Below are 7,700 nucleotides of genomic sequence, written 5' to 3' on the forward strand. Positions count from 1 at the left end.
GAACTTATCAAAAAGGAACATGACAAGAAAGGGTACAGATAACCAACGGCTTATGATTTATTTATAGGGGATTCCATTAGTTCCCCCGTAACTTCTTTGCGCCTGTTTTCTGAACTTTGCTTCATCAATCGATTGACAGACCATAATGTATAATCAGAAAAATGAAGCAATCATGTATATAGATAATGACGATTTCAGCGTATGGATGCAGAAGCTGTACGCCAAACTGGAAGAACTCTGCAAGGATGTACGGGTACTGCGCAATGCCGACAGGGTGCTGCCCGAAGATGACAACCTGCTGGATAATCAGGACTTGTGCCTGCTGTTCAAAGTAAGTATCAAGACCCTGCAACGCTACCGGGCTATCGGTGCGCTGCCGTACTTCACAATCAGCGGAAAAGTGTACTACAAGGCTTCTGATGTCCGGGAGTTCATCAAGGAGAGATTCAGCGTCACCACGCTACGCCAGTTCGAGAAAGAACACTGCACGAAGAAAAAGAAGTGAATTAAAAAGCCGGGGCGGTTCTGCTCCGGCTTCGCTTTTGTTTTATGGCTTGCCTAATTTGTCGGCTTTCTCCCTTAGCTGCTCGGCTTGCTCATTTAACAGCCTTGCCCGTTCCAACGCTTCCGCCTGCTTCCTGCTGCGGTATTCAAAGCCTTTCACTGAATCGGTCAGGCTTCGGATGAAAGCGTTGTCCCGTTCCCTGCTGAACTTCGTTTCCAGCAAATCAAGGCTGCTGCCGTCTGCCTTTCCTTTCATCAGGATATAGCGGTATTTTATATCATTGTCCTGTAACCGCTGCATCCGTTCCGTAAAACGAATATTCAAGATTAGCGAAGTGATACAGATAATAAAACCTGCTGAAAGAAGAAAGAACTTGGGCTTCAGGTAGGGAGTTACCCGGTATATCAGTTTGTCATGCCATGAAACGGGCGTTGTTTCTCCGGTCGGTGTATCATCAGCCGGGAACAACACCTTTAACCGCTCCTTGAAATATCGGTGCGAGGTCACGATAAGCCCCTTTATATCTTCAAGGTCTTGTTTTTGGTTCTCGGACTGCCCTTTTCCGATACAGCCGATTTGGTTTAGAATCTCCTGCACCATGTTTTCAGTAATGCCGGATTTACCTTGCATTTCCGAAATGCGCTGTTCGATAACGTCCAGTCGGTTAATCGTTTCCTCCCGGCTGGCTGGCGTTCCCTGCTTCTCCTGCCGTTCTTTCAGTTCCGTAACCATGGAGAGAAGCCCCTCCAAAATTAAGTTATTTTCCATGTTCCTATAATTTTAAGTGTCGTTTCTTTTTCTTCTTTTTTCTTTCACTGGGATTGTCGGGCGTTTCATCAGCCGGAGAGGACGAGGCGGAGAACAGACCGCCCAAGCCTGCCAGTAGCGGACTGTCGGCTTTGCCCGGTGTCTGCGCTGGCTCCTGAACAGGTGCGGAAACCGTTTGTCGGTTGCTTTCGGTAGTGTTCAGTTCCGCATCCCCGAAACATTTATCCAGCTTGGAGAAACTGAAACTGCGGTCTATCTCCGAACCCTTGAACGTGTATTCACCTTTGGAAAAGGATACGCCCTGCACTTCGCCAGTCTGTCCCCTGTACTTGAAATAAATCCCGATACCCTTTTCTGCCAGCCGGGTTTGTAACTGCTGCCAGTTCCTTGATTTCCCGATTTCATCCTTTACGGCATTGTAAATCTCGTATTTGGATTTGTCCGGCTCTCTTAAACGGTGCTGCTTTACATGCTCCTTGCCTTTAGCGAAATAAAGCCCGTGTTTGGCTTTCAGCTTCTTGCATACCTGCTCGTTGCGGTACATGTCGTTTCTGTCCGAAATGGTCTTGCCGTTGTTGTCTATGCGGTTGAACACGATATGCACGTGCGGATGTTCCCGGTCTTGGTGGCGCACGATGATGTACTGCGTATCGGTGATTTTCATTTCACGTATGTACTCCTGCGCAAACTGTACCATTTTCCCGTCTGTCAGCTTGGGTGCGTCCACCGGGGAATAGCTTAGCGCAATATGTCCGACTGGCTTTTTCAGGTCGGGGTTCATCCCGGCTTGCAGAAAGAAACTGCGTATGATGTCCCGGTTGCTTTCCGCCAACACTCCCTCGGCATGAAGCAAGGTTGCCTGTTCCTTGCCGAGTACATAGTTCACGCAGCCTTTAAATCCGTTTCCCTTTCTTATTTTTCCAATCATCCGACAACTGGTTTATGATTTCGACAATCCTGTTCTTGAGTTTCACCAGTTCCACCGCTACCAGTGCGAACCCTCCGGCATTCGCCCGGTGCGCCAGTTGGTTGATGTTGTTGGCTTCGCCCGCCAGCTTGCGGATAGTGTCCGCATCCTGCCTGTTCAGCCGGGGCGTTACCTCTGCCGAAACGACAGCCTGCCGGACGTACTCGCTGACGTGCAGCCCGGCTTCGGTGGCTCGCTTCCTGATTGCGTAGAACTGTAACTCGGTCAGTTTCGTGCTGACTACCCGGTTCTGCTTGTCTATCCGGCTTTTTGCCGGGCGACCTCCCGGTTTGTTCCTTATTCCTGTCATGTGTTTTTGCTTTTAGGTGGTATCTTAAAAATTGCGACCAACGGGAGAAATTTTCTTTGCTGTCAAGCAAAGCAAGGTGTTTCGGTTTACCGAAACATAACCTTGCTCTCCCTAATCACACAGCCTGCCGTCAGTTCATGCCGCCAGCCTTGCAGGTCACATCCTTAGCCCTCTCTTTCTTTTTTCACCCGGATTTTGTCTGTTATCATGCTCCGGCTGGGGCTTATCGGTAACTGTCAAATCTTGGGATTGCTTCACTTTAAGGCTACGCAGATAGTCGTTCAGGTCATTGTGACCGCTGTACAGGTGTGATGCGTCACGCACACGCCATTTGTATTCCTGCCTTATGGCTTCAACCGCTTTCCTGCCTGCCTCATCATTGTCAAGCATACAGTGTATATGCCCGTAATCAGCCAGCGGATATAAGGCTTTATCCGTGTTGGTGGTGGAGTTCAGGATAACGTAGTCTTGCCAGTCGGTACAGGGCATACCCGGGCTTTCCCGCTGCCGGATAGTGAGGAATGAAAGATAGTCCATAAAGCCCTCGAACACGAAACAGGTATCTCTCGGCTCTCCCTTTTGCCTTATATGGGTGATGTCTTTCGATGTGCTGCCCTTGAAACGGGGATTGCGAAGCTCGTAACCTCCTGAATCATTCCTGAACGCCAGCGCAAAATAAGGCTTTCCACCGATGCGGTAATACATTTCCTGCACGTATGGGGCTGCCGTTCCGGGGGAAATCCCCCTTTCCTGCAAGTAGCGCATGAGTGCCGGATTCTGTAACGGCTGTATTCTGCGTATTTCTATCGGACTGGCTGCCTGCCTTTTCGTGTCCCTTTCGGGCAGGTCTTTCCCGTGAAAGGAAAAAGAGGTAGTGTCGCCCTGCTCCAGTCGGCAGATAGCACCGTAGGCGTTGCACCCGTTCTGCTTCATCACAAGGTCGATGAGCGTCCCGCCCTCGCCAGTTCCGTAGTCACACCATAGATTGGCGTTATAATCCACTTTGAAACTTGGCGTGTTGTCCTCCCGTAAGGGGCTGCGGTACATTCCGTAGCTTCCCTTTTCCGTGACGGGCTGGATTCCCAAAGAGTTCAGGTAATCCTTGATACTGATATTGTTGGCTTCCTTGTAGGTCATAATCTTTATTTTTTTGGTGTTGATAAATTGCAGTAGCACAGTAAGAAGTCAGTAAGAAGAAAAGTTGCTATGTTTCTGCACATAATTCTTTTTTTTTCAGCGGATTATCTCTTATGCAGTAAGATAAGTAAGTTATTTCTTCAAAAGGAAATAGAAATACAGCCTTATATTCCTGCTTGCTCTTTTCTTGTTTTTCTTTTTTCCGGTTTTCCAAAAAGTTTTGGATTTTATCTTACTGCTTACTGCATATTGTATAACGGATTGATTTTTAATAGCTTGAATAACAGTATGATACTTTGCAGTAATTACTGCATGGCTGCCTATCCGTAATCGTCATTTGTATAGGATGCAGGAATAGGCTTTATTCTGTACCCATATACCGAATAATTCTGTTTGTTGATACGTTTTTGCACTCGTTTGAACCCGGCTTTGCGCAACGCTTCCCCCAGCCGTTTTTCAGATAGCTGCATGGCGCATATATCCCGTAAACGTGCCAGTATTTGTGCCGTTGTCATAAAGAACAAGGGTTCTTCCTCCTCTGTCGGCTTCTCAAAATATTGTGTCAGCATTTCAAACTCGACCGTCTGCACCTCAAATCCCGCATTTGCTAAATGCAATTCTCTAATCTCCATATCATTGAACCAGTAGCGCACGCCCTGACGGTACAGGTACATGATTTCGGAATAGACGTTATCCATGTGAATACTTTCTGCCGTGGGCTTGTCTATGTGCAGCACCTCGAACGGCAAAAAACGTCTGCTGCCTGTCGGGTCGGTCAGGAACTCGTTGCCGTTTACCGAAGCCATGAAGCTGGCGAGGTGGGGGTATTCCTCTATGTAAACATCATACGGTCTGCGGTACTTCACCGCCGGGGTAGTGATAAGGTTCTTCAATGCGTTCTCGTTCTGCTTGTTGAGTTCCTTTAGCTGGTCGTCAATGTTGATGAACAGGTATTCGGCTATCAGTGTCAGGATGTCTTTGCCCTGCGGGTCTATCTTCCCGGTGAACAGGTAGTTCTTAAGCGGTGTCGGGCAAAGGTTGTCCAGCCACCATGATTTGAACTGTCCCTGCCTGTCCCCGGTCAACACCAAACAAGTATGGTTCTGACACCCCGTGTCGTTCATGGCGTTGGCTACCACACCGACAAGCCATTTCGTGAAATATTCCTCCCATTTGCCGGGGTTGGCTACCTGTACCGTGTTCAGAAGCCTGCCGATATGCCCGTGTTCGGTTGGGTTGAGAAGCGGCAGGGCGTTGAAGTATTCCCGTATGGGATGTACCTTTCTTGCGAAGTCGCTTTCCAGTATGGTACGGATGTTCTCGGCAGAGGTGACGATACCAGCGGTCGCATCCAGCCTGCGCCTGAACGAGTTCAGGACGAATTTTGTAACGGGCTGGTACAAGCCCGAAGAACCCGCAACCCGGTATTCCGTCCGGCTCTTTACGGTGTTGAACCGGAAATCATACAGGACGTTCAACAGGCTTTCGATGCGCTCGTTCTTTGACTGCCAGCCCTCGATATGCCGTGTTTCATCACTTCTTTTCTTTTTCATCGGGAAGTCTGTTAGAAGCCGGGACATACTGCTGCTGCATCCACTTTTTGAGTTCCTCCATGTCGAAACGCAGGGTACGCCCACGCTTGACACACGGTATCATCCCCTTGCTGGCTAAATGATACAGGTAATTGACCGAATACCCGGTTATGCCGCTGGCAACGGATATTTTGACTAACACAGGCTCTTTTCCGTCCTGCCGTTCTTCGGGCTGTGTGCCCATGACCGGAGCAATCATCTTTTCGATGTTCTCCAGCCGCTTGAAAATTTCTTCGAAAGGATTGTTCATAGGTGCTTGTTTTTTGAATTAGCACCACAAATAAAATAAGAAAAATCGGTAAAAAACAAAGCGTCAGCCGTTTGGAATCGCTTTGCTTCGCTCTGCGCCAAATTAATGTCGGCAAATAGAAAACGGCTTTGTGTTCATTACCTTACTTATTTAGGGAGAGGGGAAAAGCCGGAGTTCTTGTTATCGGTTCGTTTCTTTCATGTTGCTTTTGGGTTGGCGGTGGACATTTTCGGACACGCAAGGTCATTTACGGACAGAGATAAACAACCAGTCATTCAGCCTTATATATTTGCACCAGTGAAGAAAAACGGAGTATTGACAAGAATAAATATATCGGTTATGGAAATAGTGACGATTGAAAAGAAAACCTTTGAACTATGGAAACAGAGGTTTGAAAATTTTGTGGGTCGTGTGGATGCGCTCTGCGTGCCTTTACGCAGGAAGCGTGACAAATGGCTGGATAACTGCGAGACCTGCCGCCTGCTGAACGTTTCAGCCCGGACGATGCAGACCTACCGTGACACGGGGAAACTGCCTTACTCGCAGATAAACGGCAAGATTTACTACAAGGCTTCGGACGTGGAAACATTTCTGCTTAGCCAAGTAAAGGACAATTCTAAAAAGTAGGCGTATGGATTTGATAACGAAAGATTCCGAAACCACGCTGGTACTGTTTTCTTCCCTTGACAGGGTGCTGGAAAACGTGGAGTACGTGGTAATGAACTATCGCCCGGTATTGAACGGTGAACACTACCTGACGGGCGATGAGGTGTGCAGGCGGCTTTGCATCAGCAAACGGACGTTGCAGGATTACAGGGACACGGGGTTGCTGGGCTACGTGCAGCTTCCGGGAAAAATCATCTACCAGGAAAGTGACATCATGGATTTGTTGGAAAGGTTCTATCAGAAATGAAATCTTGTTTTCTTGCTTTCTTGAAATATTGAAGTATTGAAATATAGCTGTCTTGTTTTCTATATTGTTTGATTGATTGAAAGCCAGCAATCACGTTTTCTTGAAAACTGTGTTGCTGGCTTCTTCGTGGTTATATGGATAGCTGTTTCTCAACGGCTTGCATATCCCTTAGTATCGTTTGGTCTAATACTTTCGCATAATGCTGCGTCATTCGGGTGGATGAATGCCCCAGCATTTTAGCCACGTTCGGCAGTGACACGTTGTTAGCCAGTGCGATAACCGAAGCGAAACTGTGCCGGGCTGTGTGCGTGGTCAGGTTCTTTTTAATACCGCATAAGTCGGCAATCTCTTTCAGGTAGCTGTTCATCTTCTGATTGCAGGGAACGGGCAACAAAGTTCCTTTATCCATGCAGTAGGGGTTATCCTTATACTTTTCAAGTATCTGTTTGGGAATGCTCAAAAGCGGGATGTTGCAGATATTGTTTGTTTTTTCACGGGGTTTCACTATCCACAGGTTGCCGTTGCTGTCCTCTGAAACGTGTTCGGGGCGCAAGTTATACACGTCTATGAATGCCAGCCCGGTATATACGCAGAAGATAAAAACATCCCGTACCAGTTCCAGCCGTTCAATCCTGAACTCTTTCTGCCATATCCGGTTTATCTCGGCTTGGCTTAGGAACTGTTTGTTTACCTCCACCTCGTGAAACTTGATTCCGGCAAACGGGTTCTTTGTCAGCCACTCGTTGGCAATGGCAAGGTTTATCACTTTCTTAAAACATTTCATGTACCGGATAACGGTATTCTGTGCGCAATGCTTCTCCGTCTTTAGGTATAAATCGAATTTGCGTACCAGTTCCCCGTTTACCTCACGCAGTAACATATCATCTACCTTGTAATCCCGTCTAACCAGTTCCATGAGGTATTTAAGGCAATTGTCGTAACGTCTTACGGTGATGTCGGCATAGTCCGTCCCGATTAGCTTCCGGCAGTTGTCGTTATGTTCCTTGAATACATTATGCAATGTCTTGAAAGTTTCGTCCTTTCCCTGATAGCGGTTCACTATGGCACGTGCGGAGATAATCTTTCCCTCCAGTTCCAAATCTTGGTAAATCTGATAGAATTTCACACGCAGGGCGTCAATGTAATGGTTAAGTTCTACGGAGTTTCGGTCTTTGCCTGTCGATTTCTCTTTTTCCTGCGACCAAAGTGGGACTTTTACGCTCCGCTTTAGTTGAAGTTCCACGTATAGGCGGTCATA

Annotated in this window: 10 protein-coding genes; 3 read left to right on the forward strand and 7 right to left on the reverse strand. The window is 47.6% G+C overall.

What is annotated here, in order from left to right; genetic code table 11:
- Nucleotides 1-172: 172 nt before the first annotated feature.
- Complete coding sequence (locus DWY79_RS21985) at nucleotides 173-505, forward strand: helix-turn-helix domain-containing protein (RefSeq protein WP_005645903.1); 333 nt, start codon at nucleotides 173-175, stop codon at nucleotides 503-505.
- A 42-nt stretch (nucleotides 506-547) separates the two neighbouring features.
- Here DWY79_RS21985 and DWY79_RS21990 read toward each other — a convergent pair whose 3' ends face one another.
- The 6 genes from DWY79_RS21990 to DWY79_RS22015 form a co-directional block, all read right to left on the reverse strand.
- Nucleotides 548-1,273, reverse strand: coding sequence for a hypothetical protein (locus tag DWY79_RS21990; protein WP_122370482.1), 726 nt, complete (start codon nucleotides 1,271-1,273; stop codon nucleotides 548-550).
- Between the two features lie 4 nt (nucleotides 1,274-1,277).
- A complete protein-coding gene (locus tag DWY79_RS21995; protein WP_118421360.1) occupies nucleotides 1,278-2,201 on the reverse strand; it encodes a relaxase/mobilization nuclease domain-containing protein in 924 nt (307 codons plus the stop codon).
- Nucleotides 2,167-2,550: a MobC family plasmid mobilization relaxosome protein gene (locus DWY79_RS22000; protein WP_042985792.1), complete on the reverse strand. Its 384-nt coding sequence runs from the start codon at nucleotides 2,548-2,550 to the stop codon at nucleotides 2,167-2,169. Before DWY79_RS22000 ends, DWY79_RS21995 begins: the two co-directional genes overlap by 35 nt.
- Before the next feature lie 156 nt (nucleotides 2,551-2,706).
- Complete coding sequence (locus tag DWY79_RS22005) at nucleotides 2,707-3,687, reverse strand: toprim domain-containing protein (RefSeq protein WP_122370484.1); 981 nt, start codon at nucleotides 3,685-3,687, stop codon at nucleotides 2,707-2,709.
- A gap of 320 nt (nucleotides 3,688-4,007) precedes the next feature.
- The gene (locus DWY79_RS22010; RefSeq protein WP_122370486.1) at nucleotides 4,008-5,240 is read right to left on the reverse strand and encodes a VapE domain-containing protein; all 1,233 of its coding nucleotides are present in this window, start codon (nucleotides 5,238-5,240) and stop codon (nucleotides 4,008-4,010) included.
- Nucleotides 5,221-5,529 (reverse strand): helix-turn-helix domain-containing protein, encoded by a 309-nt coding sequence (locus DWY79_RS22015; protein ID WP_057316767.1) that lies wholly within the window; start codon nucleotides 5,527-5,529, stop codon nucleotides 5,221-5,223. The genes DWY79_RS22010 and DWY79_RS22015 overlap by 20 nt, the downstream gene beginning before the upstream one ends.
- Nucleotides 5,530-5,868: 339 nt before the next feature.
- Between DWY79_RS22015 and DWY79_RS22020 the strand changes: the two genes are divergently transcribed.
- Together DWY79_RS22020 and DWY79_RS22025 are read left to right on the forward strand one after the other, a co-directional pair.
- Nucleotides 5,869-6,156 (forward strand): helix-turn-helix domain-containing protein, encoded by a 288-nt coding sequence (locus DWY79_RS22020; protein WP_122370490.1) that lies wholly within the window; start codon nucleotides 5,869-5,871, stop codon nucleotides 6,154-6,156.
- A 4-nt stretch (nucleotides 6,157-6,160) separates the two neighbouring features.
- Nucleotides 6,161-6,442, forward strand: coding sequence for a helix-turn-helix domain-containing protein (locus DWY79_RS22025; RefSeq protein ID WP_122370488.1), 282 nt, complete (start codon nucleotides 6,161-6,163; stop codon nucleotides 6,440-6,442).
- Nucleotides 6,443-6,572: 130 nt separating this feature from the next.
- Here DWY79_RS22025 and DWY79_RS22030 read toward each other — a convergent pair.
- Nucleotides 6,573-7,700 (reverse strand): site-specific integrase (locus DWY79_RS22030; protein WP_147431813.1); only part of this gene is annotated, 1,128 nt, incomplete at its 5' end.

The organism is Parabacteroides sp. AF27-14 (genome assembly GCF_003635425.1).
Lineage (GTDB): Bacteria > Bacteroidota > Bacteroidia > Bacteroidales > Tannerellaceae > Parabacteroides > Parabacteroides distasonis.

What these genes read in the sequence shown, in the direction of transcription:
- DWY79_RS21985 (WP_005645903.1), top strand. Translation starts at nt 173, where the DNA reads ATGTATATAGATAATGACGATTTCAGCGTATGGATGCAGAAGCTGTAC.
- DWY79_RS22005 (WP_122370484.1), bottom strand. Translation starts at nt 3,687, where the DNA reads ATGACCTACAAGGAAGCCAACAATATCAGTATCAAGGATTACCTGAAC.
- DWY79_RS21995 (WP_118421360.1), bottom strand. Translation starts at nt 2,201, where the DNA reads ATGATTGGAAAAATAAGAAAGGGAAACGGATTTAAAGGCTGCGTGAAC.
- DWY79_RS22025 (WP_122370488.1), top strand. Translation starts at nt 6,161, where the DNA reads ATGGATTTGATAACGAAAGATTCCGAAACCACGCTGGTACTGTTTTCT.
- DWY79_RS22015 (WP_057316767.1), bottom strand. Translation starts at nt 5,529, where the DNA reads ATGAACAATCCTTTCGAAGAAATTTTCAAGCGGCTGGAGAACATCGAA.
- DWY79_RS21990 (WP_122370482.1), bottom strand. Translation starts at nt 1,273, where the DNA reads ATGGAAAATAACTTAATTTTGGAGGGGCTTCTCTCCATGGTTACGGAA.
- DWY79_RS22010 (WP_122370486.1), bottom strand. Translation starts at nt 5,240, where the DNA reads ATGAAAAAGAAAAGAAGTGATGAAACACGGCATATCGAGGGCTGGCAG.
- DWY79_RS22020 (WP_122370490.1), top strand. Translation starts at nt 5,869, where the DNA reads ATGGAAATAGTGACGATTGAAAAGAAAACCTTTGAACTATGGAAACAG.
- DWY79_RS22000 (WP_042985792.1), bottom strand. Translation starts at nt 2,550, where the DNA reads ATGACAGGAATAAGGAACAAACCGGGAGGTCGCCCGGCAAAAAGCCGG.